17 protein-coding genes are annotated in these 19,335 nt (G+C 62.0%); 13 read left to right on the top strand and 4 right to left on the bottom strand.

The features are described from left to right. The first annotated feature begins 53 nt into the window (after positions 1–53). Positions 54–1,514, top strand: coding sequence for a CsgG/HfaB family protein (locus tag Q9Q94_RS12095; protein ID WP_305980338.1), 1,461 nt, complete (start codon positions 54–56; stop codon positions 1,512–1,514). 138 nt (positions 1,515–1,652) lie between these two features. Here the strand turns inward: Q9Q94_RS12095 and htpG are convergent, their stop codons facing one another. Further along, positions 1,653–3,572 carry a molecular chaperone HtpG gene (htpG, locus tag Q9Q94_RS12090; RefSeq protein WP_305980337.1) on the bottom strand — a complete coding sequence of 640 codons (1,920 nt, stop codon included), beginning with the start codon at positions 3,570–3,572 and terminating at the stop codon, positions 1,653–1,655. A 55-nt stretch (positions 3,573–3,627) separates the two neighbouring features. On the opposite strand from htpG, the gene Q9Q94_RS12085 reads away from it, so the two are divergent. Beyond that, a complete protein-coding gene (locus Q9Q94_RS12085; protein WP_305980336.1) occupies positions 3,628–5,478 on the top strand; it encodes an ATP-binding protein in 1,851 nt (616 codons plus the stop codon). A 182-nt stretch (positions 5,479–5,660) separates the two neighbouring features. Here the strand turns inward: Q9Q94_RS12085 and greB are convergent, their stop codons facing one another. Both greB and Q9Q94_RS12075 read right to left on the bottom strand, forming a co-directional pair. Beyond that, positions 5,661–6,212 carry a transcription elongation factor GreB gene (gene greB / locus Q9Q94_RS12080; RefSeq protein WP_305980335.1) on the bottom strand — a complete coding sequence of 184 codons (552 nt, stop codon included), beginning with the start codon at positions 6,210–6,212 and terminating at the stop codon, positions 5,661–5,663. A gap of 43 nt (positions 6,213–6,255) precedes the next feature. Further along, positions 6,256–6,489, bottom strand: a complete 234-nt coding sequence (locus Q9Q94_RS12075) for a DUF3567 family protein (protein ID WP_305980334.1) — start codon at positions 6,487–6,489, stop codon at positions 6,256–6,258. A 218-nt stretch (positions 6,490–6,707) separates the two neighbouring features. Here Q9Q94_RS12075 and Q9Q94_RS12070 point away from each other — a divergent pair, with 218 nt between their 5' ends. The 8 genes from Q9Q94_RS12070 to Q9Q94_RS12035 all read left to right on the top strand — a co-directional run bounded on the left by Q9Q94_RS12070 (position 6,708) and on the right by Q9Q94_RS12035 (position 15,987). Then, positions 6,708–6,920 (top strand): YdcH family protein, encoded by a 213-nt coding sequence (locus Q9Q94_RS12070; protein WP_305980333.1) that lies wholly within the window; start codon positions 6,708–6,710, stop codon positions 6,918–6,920. A 139-nt stretch (positions 6,921–7,059) separates the two neighbouring features. Continuing rightward, the gene (locus tag Q9Q94_RS12065) at positions 7,060–7,905 is read left to right on the top strand and encodes an HDOD domain-containing protein (protein WP_305980332.1); all 846 of its coding nucleotides are present in this window, start codon (positions 7,060–7,062) and stop codon (positions 7,903–7,905) included. Between the two features lie 295 nt (positions 7,906–8,200). After that, positions 8,201–11,098 carry an adenosylcobalamin-dependent ribonucleoside-diphosphate reductase gene (locus tag Q9Q94_RS12060; RefSeq protein ID WP_305980331.1) on the top strand — a complete coding sequence of 966 codons (2,898 nt, stop codon included), beginning with the start codon at positions 8,201–8,203 and terminating at the stop codon, positions 11,096–11,098. Between the two features lie 81 nt (positions 11,099–11,179). Further along, positions 11,180–11,716 carry a hypothetical protein gene (locus Q9Q94_RS12055; protein ID WP_305980330.1) on the top strand — a complete coding sequence of 179 codons (537 nt, stop codon included), beginning with the start codon at positions 11,180–11,182 and terminating at the stop codon, positions 11,714–11,716. Between the two features lie 383 nt (positions 11,717–12,099). Next, positions 12,100–12,531, top strand: a complete 432-nt coding sequence (locus tag Q9Q94_RS12050) for a hypothetical protein (protein ID WP_305980329.1) — start codon at positions 12,100–12,102, stop codon at positions 12,529–12,531. A 452-nt stretch (positions 12,532–12,983) separates the two neighbouring features. Next, positions 12,984–13,415 carry a hypothetical protein gene (locus Q9Q94_RS12045; protein WP_305980328.1) on the top strand — a complete coding sequence of 144 codons (432 nt, stop codon included), beginning with the start codon at positions 12,984–12,986 and terminating at the stop codon, positions 13,413–13,415. Between the two features lie 353 nt (positions 13,416–13,768). After that, positions 13,769–15,394 carry a methyl-accepting chemotaxis protein gene (locus tag Q9Q94_RS12040; RefSeq protein WP_305980327.1) on the top strand — a complete coding sequence of 542 codons (1,626 nt, stop codon included), beginning with the start codon at positions 13,769–13,771 and terminating at the stop codon, positions 15,392–15,394. A gap of 341 nt (positions 15,395–15,735) precedes the next feature. Beyond that, positions 15,736–15,987 carry a YecH family metal-binding protein gene (locus Q9Q94_RS12035; RefSeq protein WP_305980326.1) on the top strand — a complete coding sequence of 84 codons (252 nt, stop codon included), beginning with the start codon at positions 15,736–15,738 and terminating at the stop codon, positions 15,985–15,987. A gap of 196 nt (positions 15,988–16,183) precedes the next feature. On the opposite strand, the gene Q9Q94_RS12030 is transcribed toward Q9Q94_RS12035, so the two are convergent. Next, a complete protein-coding gene (locus tag Q9Q94_RS12030; RefSeq protein ID WP_305980325.1) occupies positions 16,184–17,041 on the bottom strand; it encodes a DUF1566 domain-containing protein in 858 nt (285 codons plus the stop codon). Between the two features lie 383 nt (positions 17,042–17,424). Between Q9Q94_RS12030 and Q9Q94_RS12025 the strand changes: the two genes are divergently transcribed. Genes Q9Q94_RS12025 through Q9Q94_RS12015 form a run of 3 tightly spaced genes read left to right on the top strand, consistent with a single transcriptional unit; the run spans position 17,425 to position 19,334 of the window. Beyond that, the gene (locus Q9Q94_RS12025) at positions 17,425–18,012 is read left to right on the top strand and encodes a cyclopropane-fatty-acyl-phospholipid synthase family protein (protein WP_305980324.1); all 588 of its coding nucleotides are present in this window, start codon (positions 17,425–17,427) and stop codon (positions 18,010–18,012) included. Between the two features lie 12 nt (positions 18,013–18,024). Further along, on the top strand, positions 18,025–18,624 hold the full coding sequence (locus Q9Q94_RS12020; RefSeq protein ID WP_305980323.1) for a 3'-5' exonuclease: 600 nt from the start codon (positions 18,025–18,027) through the stop codon (positions 18,622–18,624). Beyond that, positions 18,621–19,334: a hypothetical protein gene (locus Q9Q94_RS12015; RefSeq protein WP_305980322.1), complete on the top strand. Its 714-nt coding sequence runs from the start codon at positions 18,621–18,623 to the stop codon at positions 19,332–19,334. Before Q9Q94_RS12020 ends, Q9Q94_RS12015 begins: the two co-directional genes overlap by 4 nt. The last annotated feature ends 1 nt before the right edge of the window (position 19,335 follow it).

Below are 19,335 nucleotides of genomic sequence, written 5' to 3'. Positions count from 1 at the left end.
CTCCGACCACTGCGTCGCGCCCCGTTTTTCATTTTCCCCAAGGATTTCCAGACATGAAACGCCTTCTTCTGTCCGCCCTGCTGCTGTGCGCGCTGAGCGCCTGCGGTGACAAGAATGCCGGCACCCCGGCACCTGCCGTATCCGCTCCCGCCGCAGCGGCCAGCACCACCGGCAACATTCCGGATGTCGGTCGCGTCGAGCACGTTGCCGTCACCACCAAAGGCGTGGGCATGACGCCCGGCGCCGCCGTCAATGAAGCACTGAAATCTGCCGTCATGCAGGTCAACGGTGTCGCCGTTGATGCGTCCAGCGCCAACCTCAACGTCATTGCCCAGGCGACGGCACAAGTGGATGTCTACTCCGATCAAGGACACGACAGCGCCAAGGCTACCGCTCAATTGCAGGGTCAGGCCTTCGCCGAACAGATCATCACCCAGTCCAGCGGGCTGGTGTCCTCGTTCAAGGTGCTCAACGTCACCGCTCCGGACAAGAAGGGTGGCAGCTACACCGTCGACATCGAGGCCAAGATCGCCAAGTTCAAGGCGCCGGCTGACGCGGGCAAGATCAAGATCGTGGTTGCCCCGCTGCGCAGCAAGCAGGGCAGTTTCAACATCGGTGGCCGCGCGGTGCCCGCCGGCCAGGTGCTGGAGCCGCTGCAGCGCCAGATCATCGACGCGCTGGCTCAGACCGGCCGCTTCACCGTGCTGGACCGCCAGTTTGACGACGAGATCCAGAACGAGCTGGAGATGATCGGCTCCGGACAGACCGTCAATACCGATATCGCCAAGCTTGGTCAGGCGCTCAGCGCCGACCTGATCTGGATCGGCGAGATCAACTCGCTGGCCTATGAACGCCACGCTCGCCAGTTGCAGACTTCTGATCGTGAGCTGGTCAGCTATTCCGGCGGCTGGTCGGTCTCGCAACGCATGGTGAATGTCGCCACGCGCCAGATCCAGCAATCGAGCACCCTGCAAGGCAGCGCCCCCTCCATCGCGCCGACTACGCTGGGCTCGGGCATCGACGCCAACAAGACGCTGGCCGACATGCAGGCCGATATCGTGAAGAAAGCAGTTGAAGCAATCCTGCTGCGCAGCTTCCCGATCTCCATCGTCGAACGCAATGGCAACGAGGTCGTGCTCAGCCAGGGCGGTGCCGCACTGAAGGAAAAGAGTCGCTACCGCGTCTACCTGCTGGGCAAGGAACTGAAGGACCCGCAGACCGGTCAGTCGCTCGGCAACATGGAATACGACTGCTGCGAACTGGTTATCAAGCGTGTCACCCCGAACGTTTCCTACGCCACCCTGGAAAACGTGCAGGTCAAACTCGACGGCATTCAGGCAGGCGCCCTGCAGATCCGCGAAGCCCTCGCTGCCAGCACTGCGAAGGCGGCTGATGATGTCGCCGCCGCCATTGCTCCGGCCGGCCAGAAAGCCGCTCCGGCCCGCGCCGGCAAAGCCGCCGCCGGCAGCACCGAAGCTCCGGCGGCCAAAGCCAAAGAGAAAGACGACTGGTAAGCACCTGCCTGAAGACCCGCGTCCCGCGGACCTCTTCGGCAGGGCATGCCGGAGAGGTCCGCCAGAATCGGGTCTCCAGACAGCCAGACGTAAAAAAAGGCCGCGCAAGCGGCCTTTTTTGTAGCGGGAAGACGCAGATTACTTGCTCATATCCAGCATCAGCTGATTCATGCGCTTGATGAAGCTGGCCGGATCATCCAGCGTGCCGCCTTCGGCCAGCAAGGCCTGATCGAAGAGCACGGCGGCCCAGTCGTCAAACTTTGCATCCTCACGCTTCAGGCGAGCCACCACCGGGTGCTCCGGGTTGATCTCGAGGATCGGCGCAGCCGTCGGGATGTTCTGTCCGGCCGCCTTGAGCAGGCGCGCCAGGTTGGCACCCATCTGGTCTTCATCGACCACCAGGCAGGCCGGGCTGTCGGTCAGACGGTGCGTCACGCGCACTTCCTTGACGCGCTCGCCCAGCGAAGCCTTGACCTTCTCCAGCAGCGGCTTGAACTCTTCAGCCTGCTCTTCGACCTTCTTCTTCTCTTCCTCGTCCTCCAGCGCGCCCAGATCCAGGCCGCCCTTGGCCACGGAAACGATCTGTTTGCCCTCGAATTCGGTCAGATAGGAAATCGCCCACTCGTCGATGCGGTCAGACAGCAGCAGCACTTCGATGCCTTTCTTGCGGAAGACTTCCAGGTGCGGGCTGTTCTTTGCGGCGTTGAAACTCTCGGCCGTGACGTAGTAGATCTTCTCCTGGCCTTCCTTCATGCGGCCGATGTAATCCTTCAGCGAGACGCCTTCATCCGCCGTATCGGTGTGCGTGGAGGCAAAGCGCATCAGGCCGGCCAGCTTGTCCTTGTTGGCGTGGTCTTCGCCCAGACCTTCCTTGAGCACGCGGCCGAATTCGCGCCAGAAGGCAGCATAATCCTCAGCCCTGTTCGCGGCCATGTCTTCGAGCAGGCCCAGCACCTTCTTGGCGCAGCCACCGCGAATGGTGTCGACGTCCTTGCTCTCCTGCAGGATTTCACGCGAAATGTTGAGCGGCAGATCGGCCGAGTCCACCACCCCGCGCACGAAGCGCAGGTAGTGCGGCAGCAGCTTCTCGGCATCATCCATGATGAACACGCGGCGCACGTAAAGCTTCAGGCCGTGGCGCGGATTGCGGTCCCACAGATCGAAGGGCGCGCGCTTGGGAATGTAGAGTAGCTGCGTATATTCGTGACGGCCTTCCACCTTGGAATGCGTCCACGCGGTCGGGTCCTCAAAATCGTGCGAGACGTGCTTGTAGAAGGCCTTGTAGTCGTCGTCCGAGATGTCGTTCTTGGAGCGGGTCCACAATGCGTTGGCCTGATTGATGGTCTCGTCTTCATCCTTGAGGACGTTCTCGGCCTTGTCCTTGTCCCACTCCTCCTTCTGCATCAGGATGGGCTGGACAATGTGGTCCGAATACTTGCGGATGATGCTGCGCAGCTTGTAACCGGAGATCAGGTCATCCTGATCCTCGCGCAGATGCAGGATGATGTCGGTGCCGCGCAGCGCCTTGATATAGGGCTCGACCGAGTATTCGCCAGCTTCGTCACCGGCCATCGAGCACTCCCACTTCACGCCGGCCTCCGCCGCATCACCGGCGCGGCGGGTCAGCACGGTCACCTTGTCGGCGACGATGAAGGCCGAATAGAAGCCCACGCCGAACTGGCCGATCAGGCTGGCATCCTTCTGCTGGTCGCCAGAAAGACGCGAGAAGAACTCCTTGGTGCCGGATTTGGCAATGGTGCCGAGGTGGTTGATCGCCTCCTCGCGGTTCATGCCGATGCCGTTGTCCGAAATCGTCAGGGTGCGCGAAGCCTTGTCGAAAGCTACGCGGATCTTCAGGTCCGAATCGCTCTCGAACAGCGCGGCGTTGTCCAGGGCCTCAAAGCGCAGCTTGTCGCAGGCGTCTGACGCATTGGAAATCAGCTCGCGCAGAAAGATTTCACGATTAGAGTACAGCGAGTGGATCATCAGATGAAGCAGTTGCTTCACTTCGGTCTGGAAACCACGTTTTTCAGCGGTAAATGCTGCCCGATCAGTCATGCTTGCTATCCTCCGGTAAGGCTTTTGTTAACATCCGGGGATATTGAGGCGACCCGTGCAATTTCAAGTCCGTCCGTTTTGGCGGGCGATCTCATTATCCATCCACGGGGCCTCGTCTTTGCACACCACCCAGACCGACTCTCGCCACAGCGCTCCTTCCTCTTCAGCTTCGCCAGACCGCGCGGAGCAGACAAGTTCGCTCTTCCGCTCAGCCCTCACGATTGCCGGCGTATATCTGCTGATCATGGCCATCATCCTGGCTGGCGCCTGGGCCCTGATCACTCAGGACTGGGTACGCCAGCAGCGCATCCAGGAAACCGAGCTGGCCAGCCTGGCCCGCGCCCAGAACGAACACGTCGCTCACACCTTCAGCAAGGCCGGCGAGGCCCTGCGCAACCTCGCCACCCTGATTGCACAGGAGAAAACGGACCCTGCCCTGCTGGCCAAACGTCTGCAGGAGCAAGCCGCCGAAGACATGCTGCGCACGCCGCAGTTACGCCTGTTTGCCGCCTACAACGCCGCCGGCACCGAGCTGTTCAGCCTGCGCCAGCGTGGCAATGCCTCCCTGCCCGCCCTGCCACAAGCCTCACTCGCGTACTGGCGGCAAAACACCGACTCGCGCATTTTCATCCACCCGCCGGTCCGTGATGCTTCCGGCAACTGGTTCATCCCCATCGAACAGGGCGCCCGCAACGCACAAGGCGATGTGCTGGGCAGCGCATTTGCACTGCTGGCCACCCAGGATTTCAATGAGTTCTTTCGCGAAACCCAGCTTACCCCCCAGGATCGCTTCAGCCTGCTCAGCCTCAACGGCGTATTGCTGCTGCACTTCCCGGCCCAGAGCGACGAAGCTCCGCCAGACTTCGCCAGCCTGCTCGCCCAGGCCTCGCGCGACCGCAACACGGTCACCTTTGAAACCACTTACCAGTTCGGCGACAGCCGCCACATCGGGGTCTTCCGCCTGCTCCGCGACCTGCCGCTGATTGCCGTCGTTTCACGCCCTACCGATGTGGCCCGCGCCGGTTTTCTGGCCATGAAGCAACGGCTGGTCATGGGGGTGGCCGCACTGGCGATCCTGCTCGCACTGGTTTCCTGGCTCATCCATTCCGATGCAAAGCGTCATGAGCAGGCGCGCACCGCACTGGGCCGGCTCAACAGCAATCTGGAAGCGCGTGTCGGCCGCCGCACTGCCGAGCTGGAACAATCCAACCGCGAGCTGATCGCCTTCAGCTATTCGATCTCACACGATCTGCGCGCGCCGCTGCGTGCCATCAACGGTTTTGCCCACGCACTCAGGGAGGATTTCGGCGCACAGCTGGATGCACAGGGCCGCGACTATCTGGACCGCATCTATCGCGCCAGCGTGCGCATGGGCGAGCTGATCGATGAACTGCTCAGTCTGGCCAACGTATCGCGCGCACCGCTGACCGTGCGTGAGGTAGACATGTCCGGCATGGCCCAGGAAATCGTGGACGATTTGCGCATCAACAGCCCGGGGCGCGAAGTCATCTTTGAAGCACAGCCAGGCATGCGCGCCGAGGGCGATGAAGCGCTGCTGCGCAACGCGCTGTCCAACCTGCTGCACAACGCCTGGAAATTCACCCGCGCCAGACGCCCGGCCATCATCCGCCTGAGCGCCCGGGAAGAAGGCGAATTCCTGCGCTTCACCCTGGCCGATAACGGCATCGGTTTCGACATGGCACACGCCAAACGCCTGTTCCAGCCGTTCCAGCAACTGCACGGCGATCAAGGCTACGGCGGCACGGGCATCGGGCTGGCTTCGGTACGCCGCATCATCGAACGCCATGGCGGCCAGATCTGGGCAGAGGCCGCGCCCGGCGAAGGGGCACAATTCATCTTCGCACTGCCGCTGCGGGCCCAGGTGATCCGGCGACGGCGAAAATAGGCGCTGAGCCGGGAGCGTCCGCATGACGGCCGGAGAGCCGCACCTGGCAAGCGTCTTCAGCGCACATGCCTGCACAGCAAGATCAGGAGCGGTTCTTCAGAACACCTACATGAAGAACAAGGCCGGACGCGGCTCTTCAAGCCTTGCCGCCAGCGCAGCACGGCCTCGCCGGTGACTCATGCTCAGACGTATCTGATTTCGAGGATATCCAGCTCCCGCATGCCGCCCGGGCTGGCAAAACGCACTGTGTCGCCCTCGCGCGCCTTCATCAGCGCCTTCGCCAGTGGCGAAATCCAGCTGATCAGTCCGCTGCCCGCATCCGTCTCGTCCACACCGACGATCTGGTAGGTGGCTTCCTCGCCCTCCTGATCGCAGACCGTGACCGTCGCACCGAAAAATACCTGATCAAGATTCTCCTGTGCTTCCGGGTCGACCACGGTCGCCGACTCCAGCCGCTTGATCAGGAAGCGGATGCGCCGGTCAATCTCGCGCAGCCGGCGCTTGCCGTAGATATAGTCACCGTTCTCGGAGCGATCACCATTCGACGCCGCCCAGGACACGATCGAAACCACCTCCGGGCGCTCCACACGCACCAGATGGTCAAGCTCCGCCTTCAGGCGGTTGAAACCGCGCCGGGTGATGTAATACTTGCTGCCCGGCGGCAGCGCAGGTGCAGCGGCAGCAACGTCGTCTTCATCGTCGTCACTGCCTTCTTTGACAAAGGCCTTGTTCATGCAAACAAGGATGCCACAGGCGCGGTATGCGTGGAATGGGCCTTTACTGATAAATCGCCGGCTGTGTCAGCAGGGCATCGTAACCATCCAGACACAGATCGAACTCGCTGGAGTCGTCTCCCTGACTCATTGCGCTTTCCAGTTCACGACGAAAGCGCAAGGCGGTATCCCCGGCCAGCAAACCGCCACGGGCCCTGCGTTTGTCGATGACTTCGATGGCCCCGACCGAAGGGTAGGCCACGACATAGAGCGCTGGATTGTTCAATACGATATGCATGGTAACCCTCCTTCCAACGTTGATATTTCGGACGGAAGTCGGGCCGGGAAATGCCTGCCCTTGAGCTTCATATCGGCGCTGCGAAGGCATTTCTCAAGTGCGCGGTGTTAAGAGTTGTGTCTGTGCCCTTTCGATTCAGTGCTTCATGCTGTCCCCTGAGTTAGGCTGTATCAGAGTCAGGCAGTCTCAGAAAAATAAAAACACCGAGGAGCAAACCGATGAGCGACATGTTCGAAAACGCGATGAACCTCAATCACCGTCTGGACACTCTGCGCGCCGAGCACCGCGAGCTGGACGATGCCATCTCGCGTCTGTGCCTGGCCCCGGATGAAGACGAACTGGTCGTGCGCCGGCTCAAGAAACGCAAACTCATCGTCAGGGACCGGATCTCCATCATCGAACGCATGCTCGGCCCTGAAACCCACGCCTGAGGCGGCCTGGCGCATTTGCGCCCGAAACCGCCGCGCCGGTCCGGACGCAGGCTTTTGTTCCAGACACGAACTTTCCGGTCCATAATGCCCCGCTCAAACCAAGTCTGCCACCCAGCGCAGGCACACAGGGGAGGCATTCATGCGTCTTGCACAGGAACTCGTTGCCAGCCAGGAACATCTGGCCAGTCTGCCCGACCTGTACTACAAAGTCCGCCAGGCCCTGATTGATCAGGATCTCGACATCGGCGACCTCGCCGACCTGATCGCCAGCGACCCTTCCCTGACGGCCTCGCTGCTGCGCATGGCCAACAGTGCCTTCTACGGTTTTCCACGCAAGATAGAAACCCTCTCCCGCGCCATCAGCCTGATCGGGCTCGATCAGGTTGGCGAAATCGTGCTGGCCAGCACCTTGGCCACAGCCTTTCAAGGCATCCGCCCGCACCGCATGGACATGGGGCGCTTCTGGCGTGGCAGCATCCGCCGCGCCCTGATGTGCCGGCAATTCTCCCGCAGTCTCGGCGAACGCGATGCCGAGCGTGCCTTCGTGATCGGCCTGCTGTCCGACATGGGCCATCTGGTCATGTATCACGCCGTGCCGGACCTGATGGGCATCGTGCTCGATACGGCGGGCGAAGGCATCCTTGCCCAGGCCGAAAAAGAACGCAGCATCGTCGGCTGCGACTTCAGCGAAGTCGGCGCCGCCCTGTGTGCCGCCTGGCAATTGCCCGCAGGCATCGGCACCATCATCGGGTGCCAGCTGACCCCTGAACAAGGCGGCGAGCACACCGCCGAAGCCGCCCGCCTGAATCTCGCCATTTCGGCATCCGAATGTCTGGAGCGCGGTGAAGCGGCCGGAGCCGCCTGCCCGCTGCTCAGCGATATCGCCCCGGATCTTGCCGGGGTCGATCTGGCCCTGATGCCGGTATTCGGCGAACACTGCGAATCCCAGCTCGAATCCGTCATGGGTTCCCTCGGTCTGGCCTGAACCCTTACCAGCTTCAGCGCATCCAATAGAGCGCCCGGGTGCGTACGGGTTTTACCCGACCCTCGCCAAGCCTTGCCCGGCGCGACCTGCCGGGCAGCCTCCTCCGCAAGCCGCGCCAGCAGCCGCTGCGCACGCCTTCCCTTTGGGGCAGACCACCTACCTATAGTATCAATCTAGAGTTCTTCAACTAGATGTAGTATTCTCACACGATCATCTCGCTGCGACGCCACAGGCCGGGCTACCCACTCTGAGCACGGCGCCGCAGACTAACAAAACCACCAAGGGAGTCATTACGATGGACGCTGTGATCCGCGACGAAGCCGTTTCAACCCTCGCAGAACAGGAAATTTCCGGTGAAATCCTGCTGGAAAAATACGCCAAGGGGAATGAAGCCTCGGTTACGGATGTGCGTCGTCGCGTCGCCCGCGCACTGGCGGCAGTAGAGGCTGAAGACAAGCGCGCCCTGTGGGAAGAACGCTTCTTCGACGCCCAGGTTGCCGGCTTCGTGCCCGGCGGCCGCATCAACTCCGCCGCCGGCACCTCGCTGGCCGCTACGCTGATCAACTGCTTCGTCCAGCCGGTGGGCGATTCGATTACCGAAGAAGTCGACGGCCGCCCCGGCATCTACACCGCTCTTTCGCATGCCGCTGAAACCATGCGTCGCGGCGGCGGCGTGGGTTACGACTTCTCCTCGATCCGCCCGGTCGGCGCCCAGGTGCGTGGCACCCAGAGCCGCGCCTCCGGCCCGGTCAGCTACATGCGCGTGTTCGACCGCTCGTGTGAAACAGTCGAATCCGCCGGTGCCCGCCGCGGCGCCCAGATGGGCGTACTGCGCATCGACCACCCGGATATCGAAGCCTTCATCCACGCCAAGGATTCCGGCGACCTGTCCAACTTCAACATCTCGGTCGGTGTCAGCGACATCTTCATGCAGGCCGTGGAAGTGGACGGCGACGTCGAACTCGCCCACAAGGCCGAGCCAGCCGCCGATTTCAAGGCCGCTGGCGCCTACCAGCGCGAAGACGGTCAGTGGGTGTACCGCAAGGTGCGCGCCCGCGATCTGTGGGAGCAGATCATGCGCTCCACCTACGATCACGCCGAGCCGGGCATCCTGTTCCTGGATCGCATGAACAAGGACAACAACCTCAACTACTGCGAAACCATCGAGGCCACCAACCCCTGCGCCGAGCAGCCCCTGCCGCCGTACGGCTGCTGCTGCCTGGGCTCGATCAACCTGACCCGCTTCATCCAGCACCCGTTCACCAAAAAGGCCAAGTTCGACGAAGTCGCTTTCGGCAAGGTCGTCGCCACCTCGGTGCGCATGCTGGACAACGTTCTGGACGTCACCCACTGGCCGCTGCCGCAGCAAGCCGAAGAGGCTGCCAACAAGCGCCGCGTCGGTCTCGGTTTCACCGGTCTGGGCGACGCCCTGATCATGCTGCGCCTGCGTTACGACACCAAGGAAGCGCGCGCCATGGCTACCCGGATCAGCGAAGTCATGCGCGATGCGGCCTACCTGTCTTCAGTCGAGATGGCCAAGGAACGCGGCGCCTTCCCGCTCTTCAACGCCGACATGTATCTCTCCGGCGGCAACTTCGCCTCGCGCCTGCCGAGTGAGGTAAAAGAGCAAATCCGCAAGCACGGCCTGCGCAATTCGCACCTGCTGTCGATTGCCCCCACCGGCACCATCTCGCTGGCCTTCGCGGACAACGCCTCGAACGGCATCGAGCCGCCCTTCTCCTGGACCTACACCCGCAAGAAACGCATGGTGGACGGCACCCACAAGGAATACGCCGTCGAAGACTACGCCTGGCGCCTGTACAAGCACCTTGGTGGCGACACCAGCAAGCTGCCGGACTACTTCGTCACCGCGCTGGAACTCTCCGCCACCGCGCACAAGGACATGGTTGCCGCCGTGGCCCCGTGCATCGACACTGCCATCTCCAAAACCGTGAACGTGCCGGAAGACTATCCGTACGAAGACTTCGAAGACCTCTACATGGGCGCCTGGAAGGCCGGCCTGAAGGGGCTCGCCACCTATCGTCCGAACAGCATCCTCGGCTCCGTCCTGTCGGTAGGCCCGAGCACCCCGGCCGGTGGCGAAGACAAGAAAGCCCCGCAAGATGTGCAGCTCGGCTCCCTGCAAAGCGATGCCAACCGCCGCCTGACCATCCCGCACCTGCCGGCTCCCGTGCTCTCCAGCCTGCGCTGGCCAAACCGCCCCGAGCTGCCCAACGGCAACCTGTCGTGGACCTACATGCTCAACAGCCCGCAAGGTTCGTTCGCGATCTTCGTCGGTCAGGCCGAAAACGGTCGCCCCGGCCACGACAAGCCCTTCGAAGTGTGGGTCAATGGCGCCGACCAGCCGCGCGGTCTGGGAGCCGTCGCCAAGACCCTGTCGATGGACATGCGCGCCAACGACCGCGCCTGGCTCAAGCTCAAGCTCGACATGCTCGCCCATACCGTCGGCGAAAACTCCTTCGAGCTGCCCTTCCCCCCGCATGGCGAACACAAGCGCATGCCCGGCGTTGTGGCTGCTTTCGCCCAGATCATCCGCTACCGCTGCGAAACCCTGGGCACCTTCGAAGGTGAAGGCGAAACCCCGGTGCGCGATGCCGTGTTCAGCGTCACCGAGCCCAAGACCGGCGCCGACGGCACCCTGTCCTGGACGGTCGACATCCAGAATCCGGCCACCGGCGAAGACTTCGTACTCGGCCTGAAAGAAATCACCCTGCCGGACGGCCCCGGAGGTCAGTCCCAGACCCGCCCCTACTCCATGTGGCTCTCGGGCAACTACCCGCGCGCTCTGGATGGGCTGGCCCGCCTGCTCTCGCTCGACATGCGCGTCGTCGACCCGGCCTGGATCGGCATGAAGCTGCGCAAGCTCCTGAACTACCCGGAACCCCTTGGCGATTTCATGGCCCGCGTGCCGGGCAGCCAGAAGCAACAGAACTGGCCCAGCACCGTCGCCTATCTTGCCCGCCTCGTCATCCACCGCTACGCCATGCTCGGCGTGCTGGACGAAGAAGGCTATCCGATCCGCGAAATGGGCATCCTCGAAACCCCGCGCGACAAGGAAGAAGCCCAGGTCATGCAAGGCAAGGCCTGCCCCGAGTGCGGCAACCACACCATGATCCGCAAGGATGGGTGTGACTTCTGCACCGCTTGCGGGGCGGTCGGAACCTGCGGGTGATCCATCGCTGAAACGAAACAAGGCGCCGAGGGCGCCTTGTTTTTTGGGCCTTTCAATTCCCCTATCAATAAGGAGGTCGACGTGCGCCAACTGGCTCTTTTTACCTGTATAGCCATCATGCTCGGTGGCTGTGCCACACCAATCAAGCGGACCCCAGAACAGCAGCAAGCCATCAACGCAAGGCAGGCGCAAGCCATGGCGCATCTGGGCCACCGGATTGTTCTGGTGCAGTCCATGCAGAACTTTCCTGCTCCATTTCAGGAACTCGAACTCGACTATTCGGGGCTACGCTATTTCATGAAGGACGCCATCAAACCTCACTCCGCATACTCGACATACAATTGCATGGGTGGCTTCACCAAAGAAGACGGCGCCCTGATCAACTGCAAGTTCAACGACGGCGTTCACGTCACAGCCAGCATCAACATCGAACAGGTGCAGCAGGAACGTACAATCAAGACAGGCAAGATATTTACGCGCGAGGCAACCCTTAAGAAAGGGCAGTTGCTGATCAACATCATCGCCTCACCTGGCTTCGATTACTACATAGGCGAGTTCAAGGAGCCTCAAGTCACGCCCGAGCCGGTGCCTTATCCATCGGCATCAGCTCCCGTTTGACGACCAATGATCGTTCCCACAGCCTGAAGAGCCGCGCCCGGCGGACCTCTCCAGCCCTGCCGTGCCCCCCGTCTTTCTGCATGCGCCTTCGCAGAAAGGCTGCCTGCAGAGGCTTGCTGGATGAGAGTCTTCGGCCTGCGGGCTAAAAAACATTTTGATCGCACCCACGCTCCGCGTGGAAGCGCTTTGCTGGGCGCTCCTGCGTCCGGTTTCCCACTGCAGCTCAAGCAGGCACCGAACATTGATCTGGCGTATCTGAATTTTTTAATTATGGTTGTTAAAAAAAATCGATAACGCGCACCGCTCCTGTTGGGGAAATAATACGGCCAACCATTGCTTCTGGTTATGGTCAGAAAAATACCATCAACATAAGGAGGAGAATCATGAAGAAATTCTACGGCGTCGCGGCCTCGTTTCTTTGTCTTGCTGTTCTGGCGGCCTGCAGCTCCGCTCCCAGCATTCCGGCATCAAGCGCTCCTGTGGTAATCAAGGGGGATGCACTGGTCACAAATTCCGGCGACATAACCTATCTATACAAGAAAGACGCGGCCAACAAGAGTGCTTGCGTACGTGATTGCCTGAAAGTATTCAGCCCCCTTTTTGCAGCGCCGGAAGACAGGACAGGGGGAGACTACCAAATCATCGAGCGCGAGGACGGTATGAGCCAGTGGACATATAAGGGCAAACCACTTTATACCTGTCCTGTTCCTGCTCTGACCAAAGACGCAAAGCCGGCACAGGTAAAAGCCGCCGCGAAGAAGAAAGAAGATTGCGCAAAAGGTCTGGCCAGCGACTGGATCGCTGCCAAGCCTTGATCAAGGGTTCCTCCGCAGTGGCTTCTTAGTGTGTTGTCAGCTTCGGGGAAACGGCGCCCACTGCTCACGCAGTGGGCGCTTTTTTTGATCGCACCTGCGTCCGAACTGGCGCCCAACAAACTCAAGCACAAAACGCCGCGCGTCACCTTTCCACGCAGGGCGTGGAAACGATCAGAGTCCCCAGCCCCCTGAAGACCTGCTCCCGACGGACTTCTCCAGCCCTGCCACGCCACCCGCCTTGCTGCATACGCTCTCGCAGAATGCTTGCCTGCAGAGGCTTGCTGGATGCGGGTCTTCGGCTGGCTGGCGAGAAACGCATCCACGCGACAATGCGTTGCACCCGCCGCATTCCGGTATGCCAACGGCGCCGCCGCTTTCCCGATGATCCGGCTGTTTTCCGGCGGGCTTTTGCGCCTATCATTCCTTTCCGAAAAACTCTGCCTCCAGACACCATGAGTCAGCGCATCAAGGTCGGTAACGTCTATGTCGAAATGCCCGGCGACGGCCCGCAGGCCGATTTCCTGACGCCATCGAAACCACGGGTGGCGGAGAAGCCGGAGACGCCAGAGCCGCTGGATGAAACGCCCTACATTTATCGCCCCAGCGACCCTTTTCAGTCGTCGATCGACCAGGCGCACGCGGTGGCCAGCATCAGCACGGAGCACAAGCCCTGGGTTAGGAAGACCTGGTTCGTCATGTTCATCATCGGGCCACTGGTCTGGGCGGAATTTGTGGCGTTGGCGGTGACCCTGAACCAGGGTTTCGCGGAAGGCTGGCGTGCCTTTCTCGTCATGAATCTGGTGATCTTCCCGGTCTGGTTGATCTATTACGCGATCTGGCGCCGCAAAGCGCGCAGCAGAAGGCCGCTGACGGCTTCCTCATGACCCCGGCGCGGGCTGCCCAGCGGCCTGGCTCCTGAAAAGTTCCGGGGCGTGATCACGCGCCCGCCATCCCGAGAGTGCCTGAAGAGCCGCCAGCAGCCTTACTCTGCAGACAGCCTTCGCTGGAATCCTTTGCTGACAAGCCTCTCCGCACAGGCATGCCGGAGACCATTGCCACAAGCCACTCTCCAGCCCTCTTCTGCAAGACACCAGCGTCCAGCCCTGTTTACCCTGACGCAAGAGTGGGTATCCGCTTGCCGTTAAATTGCCGATCTGAATCGCACAGCTCCTTTCCGGAGCGCGTATCAACAAAGGCCTGATCGGCCAATAAAAGAGGCAAACCGATGCTTGAGCACATGAAACTCAAAACCAAGATCATGCTGCTGGTCGCCATTTCGGTGATCGGCACACTGGTCCTGATCACCTATTCGATGATGGACGCCCGCCGCAACCTGACGGCGGGGCACCAACTGGAGATCCGCTCCGTCACCGAAGCGCTCTACACCACGATCGCCCGGCTGCAGGAGCAGGAGGCGGCCGGCAAGCTCAGCCGCGAGCAGGCCCAGGCCGCTGCGCTGGAGGCGGCGGCCGGCTTCCGCTACGGCGGGGCGGATGGCAAGACCGAGTATTTCTACATCTACAACCTGGAAGGGGTGAATCTCTTCCACATCAAGAAGGAACTGATCGGCCAGGATCTGCGCGAGAAGATCCGCGATGGCAAGGGCGGCTATCCGGTCAAGGATCTGCTGGCGGCCATCGCCAGTCAGCCACACGCGTTTGTGGAATCGTCCTTCCCGCGCCCGGGCAGCGACGTGGCGGTGCCCAAGCTGCAGTTCGTCATGAAGTTCGAGCCCTGGGGCTGGATGATCGGCACCGGCATCTACATCGACAAGATGGAGAAGGAGCTGACCCAGCGCCTGTGGATCGACCTGTCACTCGCGTTCGTGCTGCTGCTCGCGCTGGGCGGTTTCGGTTACGTGATCGCGCGTGGCGTGATGCGCCAGGTGGGCGGCGAGCCGACCGAGGCGATCGCCTTCATGAATCGTGTCGCGGCAGGTGACCTGAGCGGACACATGCCGGATGCGCCACGCGGCAGCATGCTGCATTCCATCGGCGAGACCGTCGCGGCGCTGCGCAAGATGGTGGCCGACATCGGCCGGATTGCCACACAACTCGTGCAGGACGCTGACAGCATCAGCACGGTATCGAACGACGTGGCCGACGCCTCGCAGCGCCAGGCCGAAGCGACCTCTTCAATGGCGGCGGCGATCGAGGAAATGACGGTCAGCATCAATCACATCTCGGACAATAGCCGCGACTCGGAGGAGAACTCGATCCAGTCCGTGCGCATGGCCGAGGAAGGCGTGTCGCGCGTGGAAACCGCCGCCGGGCGGATCCGGGATATTGCCGGCAGCGTCAGCGGCGCTTCCGATGGCATCCACAAACTGGAGGAGCGGGCCGGACAGATTTCGTCGATCACCGGCGTGATCAAGGAAATCGCCGGGCAGACCAATCTGCTCGCGCTCAACGCGGCCATCGAGGCGGCGCGGGCGGGCGAAACCGGACGCGGCTTCGCCGTGGTGGCCGACGAGGTACGCAAGCTGGCCGAACGCACGGCGTCTGCCACGCTGGAGATCGAGACCATGATCGCCGGCATCCAGACGGAAACTGTGAGCGTGGTCGGAGTCATGAACGACGCCCTGCCCCAGGTGGAAGCCGGGGTGCAGGCGGCGGAAGCGGCGGCGGCCTCGCTGCGCCTGATTCAGGATGGCACCCGCCTGACCCTGGAGCGCGTGCGCGACGTCAGCGTGTCGACCCGCGAGCAGAGCATGGCCAGCAACAGCATCGCGCAGAAAGTCGAAGAGATCGCCAGCATGGTCGAAACCAACGCCGGTGCGATTCAGGAAGCCGCCAACACGGCCAAGGGCATGGAGAAAATCGCCGGCACGCTGAGCGAGCTGGTGAGCCGCTTCCGCTGCTGACGCAGGCAGAAACCCGTCTGGCACGTCAACCGGATTTCCGGACCCTTGCAGGGCGAAATGGCCGTCGGCATTTCGCCCTGTTTGCTGCTGCACGCCCCCGCCCCTTCTGAAGACCCGCATCCGGCGGGCTTCTTCAGGAGGCCCACCCTGCGAGCCAGACTGCAAGCGGCACTTGCGGCCCACTGCCCTGCGCGCCTTGCCAGAAGCGGCTCTGCAGCATGCAGTGCAGAAAGGCGGGGTTAAACCCCCGGAAAGCTTCAGGCTTGCACTCGTAAATGCAAAAGCCGGGAACGCTTCATGCTAGTTTCGGCCTGTCCACATTCAATCCGGAGTCCGAAGCAATGTCTGAATCCATTCATGGTCACGCCGTCCTGCACATGATGCTCGATCAGGCCGAGGCCTACACCCGCCAGAGCCTGTGCGCGGCAATCGTCGAGCGCTTTGGCCGTGAAGCACGCTTTCACACCTGCAGCGCCGAAGGGATGGACGCGGCCGCACTGGTCGACTTTCTGGCGGACAAAGGCAAATTCGTTGCGGCCAACAGCGGCTTCAACACCACGCCGAAGCACATCTGCGCACACGACGAACACTGAGTCTGCCACGCAAGCCGGAGGCCGGAATGTCTGGCACACCTGCGCTTGGCCAAGCCCCATCCAAAGGTCATCATGGGAAAAACGGCGGGGGCAAAATGCCCCCGCGTCGTCACAGCAAAATACCATTGATACCCGGTTCAGCCCATGCAGGACGTGCGACAGAACTGCATTACGGCATCAGGCTTTCAGCCGCACCTTATTTGGCGAGGAACATGACTTCGTATGTTCCGCCACGTGACACCCCGGTGCCGTGGTAACCCGCCGGGCGCGTCTCTGCCGAGTAATACATTTCTGCACCACCAGAGCCCAGCGACGTCTCATCGGTTCCCGTGTTTTCAAAGTTGGTCCAGATATCAACCTCACTGAACGCGGTGCCGTTGCTCAGAGTACCGCTCTGGATACTGTCCCGGAGACCTTCGAAATAGGCCGTATTGATCGCCGGGCCCGAGCCCATGATCTGCCACAGACTGTCGGCTTCCAGCGGCGTCGGCAGCGCCCAGTTGCTCTTGCCGCAGGGATGCAGCGCATTGACCTTCGCCGCCACGCCGGTGGCATCGTTGGCGTCGCCATATGCTCCGGCCCCGCTACCACCCGGATACTTGGCCGTGTAGTTTGTCAGCTGTCCCTTGCTGTCGGAAATACCGGTCACCAGTTTTTCCAGTGGATAGCTCAGCCAGACGTAGCCAGTCCGCGTGTCCCGCACGCAATACCAGGTCGTGGCAGAGAACGGCAGATCGCCTCCCGCATTATTCATCTTGATGTAGTACGCCACCTCACCTCCGTTGGGGGTGTAACCACCAGACGAGGAACTGCTGGAGCTTGAAGACGAGGAGCTGCTGGAACTCGACGAGGAGGAACTGCTCGAACTCGACGACGAACTGCTGGAGCTGGATGAGGATGAGCCTCCAGAGCTCGAAGACGACGAGCTGCTGCCGGGACGGCCGGACACGCCGCTCTGGTCGTCGTCATCATTGGATCCACCGCCACACGCCGCCATTGTTGCCAGCATGGCGAATACCAGCAGCGGTGTTGCCGCTTTTTTAAAGGGAATCATTGAAATACTCCTGACAGGAAGGCAAGCGCCACGGCAGCGGTCTGCCGGCCCTCACCAGAGTGATTTTGGAAACGATGATCTTTGCTGCAGAAATCCCTTCCTGGCTGCCACTGAAGCGGCTGAAGGTGATTCGGACTATGTCAGTCTCATGCCATTTCAGCTTCCTGATTCATCCTGAAACTTGCAGATTCATCCGGAAAAATGAAGCCTCGCGCGTGACAGACCGAACCGGCAGGCCAAGCGATCGCAGCAGCGGTCTGCGCTTGTCAGTGGACCTGACATGATCTCGGCGCCTCCTGAGGTTTCGGTCATAATCCGGCAACCCCCACCCACCGCAACAAGGAGCACGCTGATGACCCCGTTTCCCCAGTCCGGAGACCACCATGTGGGATGAACGCTACGCCGCCACCGAGTATGTCTATGGCACTGCGCCGAACAGTTTTCTTGCCGAGCATGCTCATCGCCTGAGCGGGCCGGTGCTGTCGCTGGCCGAGGGAGAAGGACGCAATGCAGTCTTCCTCGCCGGGCTGGGGCTGCAGGTGCTGGGCGTGGATGCTTCAGCGGTCGGGCTGCGCAAGGCGCAGGCGCTGGCCAGTGCGCGGAATGTCGAGATTCACACAGAAGTGGCCGATCTCGCACAATTCACCCCCGCCCCGGCGCAGTACGGCGCGGTGGTATCGATCTTCGCCCACCTGCCGGGCAGCATTCGCGGGCGACTCTATCCGCTGCTGGTGGACAGTCTGGTGCCCGGCGGCCTGGTGCAGCTGGAAGCCTATGCCGAGGAGCAGCTGGCCTACGCCAGTGGCGGGCCGAAAGATGTGGACATGCTGATGAGTCTGGCCAAGATCACGCAAGGCTTTGCGGGACTGGAGCCGGTGCTGTTGCAGCACATCGAGCGCGAGGTGATCGAAGGTTCGCACCACACGGGGCACGCTTCGGTCATCCAGTTCATCGGCCGCAAGGCGATCTGAGCGGGAATGTCGATGAAAAAAAAAGGCCCGTCAAAAGAAGAAACCGCGCTCTTGCCGCCTTTCCCGGCGCTGACGCTGGCGCAGATCGTCGTGCCCGCCACGGAGGAGGAATTTGCGTCGGCGTGTGCGGAGATATTGGCCGCAGGCAGCGCGGGCTTTGATACGGAATCGCGCCCGACTTTCCGCGTGGGCGATGTGAGCGACGGGCCGCACGTGCTGCAGTTCGCGCTGGCCGACAAGGCTTTCATCTTCCAGACGCATCACGCAGCATGCCGCGCAGCCGTGACGCCGCTGCTCGAATCGGCCGCGCTGATCAAGGCGGGCTTTGGCCTGAAGTCGGACAACAGCCAGATGCGCCAGAAATTCGGCGTAACGCTGGCGGGCGTGCTGGATCTGGACATCATCTTCCGCAAGGGCGGCTACAGCGGCGACATGGGCGTGCGCGCGGCGGTCGGCCTGGTCCTCGGCCAGCGCTTTCACAAATCGAAAAAAATCACCACCACAAACTGGGCGCTGCGCGAGCTTTCAGCAGCGCAATTGCTCTACGCCGCCAACGATGCCTATGCCGCGCTCATGGTGCTGGAAGGCATCCGGCGCGGCCCGGCGACATGAATCAGCCGCTTCCCGGCGCAGATTTTCTGAACAACGCCGGCCTCAATCGCCAGCATGTTTTCAATCTCGCCGACCTGCCCGCCGAGCTGCTCGCGCCGCTGCAACCCGCCGCACATGAGCGCCAGCTGATCCTGTTTGGCCACGCCGGGCGACGCCTGTGGGAATGCGTGCAGGCCGAGGGCATCCGCAGCGCACACCCGATCGACGAATACAGCGTGCGCACGGTGGAGCGCTGGCTGGCGCAAGCCTTGCCGGCGACACGCGCGCGCTTCGTGTTTCCGCAGAGCCTCGGCTCGCAGCACATCGGCCTGCAACGCCTGGGCAAGATTGCCGGCTGGCATCGGGCTGCGCCTTTCATGGTCGGCATTGATGCGGTGTGGGGCAGCTGGTTTGCCTATCGCGCGGTGATTTTGACCGATACGGATCTGCCTGCATCCGCACCGGTCGACAACGGCTACCCCTGCGACGGCTGTGCTGACAAGCCGTGCATCACCGCCTGCCCGGCCAATGCGCTGGCGGGTGGCACGGTCAATCTGGCCGCCTGCAACGCCGGCCGACTCGCGCCGGACTCCACCTGCGCGCTGGGCTGCACGGCACGCAGTGCCTGCCCGGTGGGCGCAGAGCATCGTTACGACGACAGCCAGATCCGCCACAGCGCGGCCGGCTCGCTGGCAGCGATCCGGCGTTATCAGAAGACGATCTCAACCTGAT

This window comes from Uliginosibacterium sp. 31-16, assembly GCF_030730865.1.
In the GTDB taxonomy this organism is placed as follows: domain Bacteria; phylum Pseudomonadota; class Gammaproteobacteria; order Burkholderiales; family Rhodocyclaceae; genus Uliginosibacterium.
The sequence above is the reverse complement of the archived record's forward strand: the minus strand, read 5'-3'. Positions and strand labels throughout refer to the sequence as shown.

Bases quoted from the DNA above. Each gene is read 5' to 3' on its own strand.
- Q9Q94_RS12065 (WP_305980332.1), top strand. From the start codon at position 7,060: ATGCGTCTTGCACAGGAACTCGTTGCCAGCCAGGAACATCTGGCCAGT.
- htpG (WP_305980337.1), bottom strand. From the start codon at position 3,572: ATGACTGATCGGGCAGCATTTACCGCTGAAAAACGTGGTTTCCAGACC.
- Q9Q94_RS12095 (WP_305980338.1), top strand. From the start codon at position 54: ATGAAACGCCTTCTTCTGTCCGCCCTGCTGCTGTGCGCGCTGAGCGCC.
- Q9Q94_RS12070 (WP_305980333.1), top strand. From the start codon at position 6,708: ATGAGCGACATGTTCGAAAACGCGATGAACCTCAATCACCGTCTGGAC.
- Q9Q94_RS12030 (WP_305980325.1), bottom strand. From the start codon at position 17,041: ATGATTCCCTTTAAAAAAGCGGCAACACCGCTGCTGGTATTCGCCATG.
- Q9Q94_RS12040 (WP_305980327.1), top strand. From the start codon at position 13,769: ATGAAACTCAAAACCAAGATCATGCTGCTGGTCGCCATTTCGGTGATC.
- greB (WP_305980335.1), bottom strand. From the start codon at position 6,212: ATGAACAAGGCCTTTGTCAAAGAAGGCAGTGACGACGATGAAGACGAC.
- Q9Q94_RS12060 (WP_305980331.1), top strand. From the start codon at position 8,201: ATGGACGCTGTGATCCGCGACGAAGCCGTTTCAACCCTCGCAGAACAG.
- Q9Q94_RS12045 (WP_305980328.1), top strand. From the start codon at position 12,984: ATGAGTCAGCGCATCAAGGTCGGTAACGTCTATGTCGAAATGCCCGGC.
- Q9Q94_RS12015 (WP_305980322.1), top strand. From the start codon at position 18,621: ATGAATCAGCCGCTTCCCGGCGCAGATTTTCTGAACAACGCCGGCCTC.
- Q9Q94_RS12035 (WP_305980326.1), top strand. From the start codon at position 15,736: ATGTCTGAATCCATTCATGGTCACGCCGTCCTGCACATGATGCTCGAT.
- Q9Q94_RS12075 (WP_305980334.1), bottom strand. From the start codon at position 6,489: ATGCATATCGTATTGAACAATCCAGCGCTCTATGTCGTGGCCTACCCT.
- Q9Q94_RS12025 (WP_305980324.1), top strand. From the start codon at position 17,425: ATGTGGGATGAACGCTACGCCGCCACCGAGTATGTCTATGGCACTGCG.
- Q9Q94_RS12020 (WP_305980323.1), top strand. From the start codon at position 18,025: ATGAAAAAAAAAGGCCCGTCAAAAGAAGAAACCGCGCTCTTGCCGCCT.
- Q9Q94_RS12050 (WP_305980329.1), top strand. From the start codon at position 12,100: ATGAAGAAATTCTACGGCGTCGCGGCCTCGTTTCTTTGTCTTGCTGTT.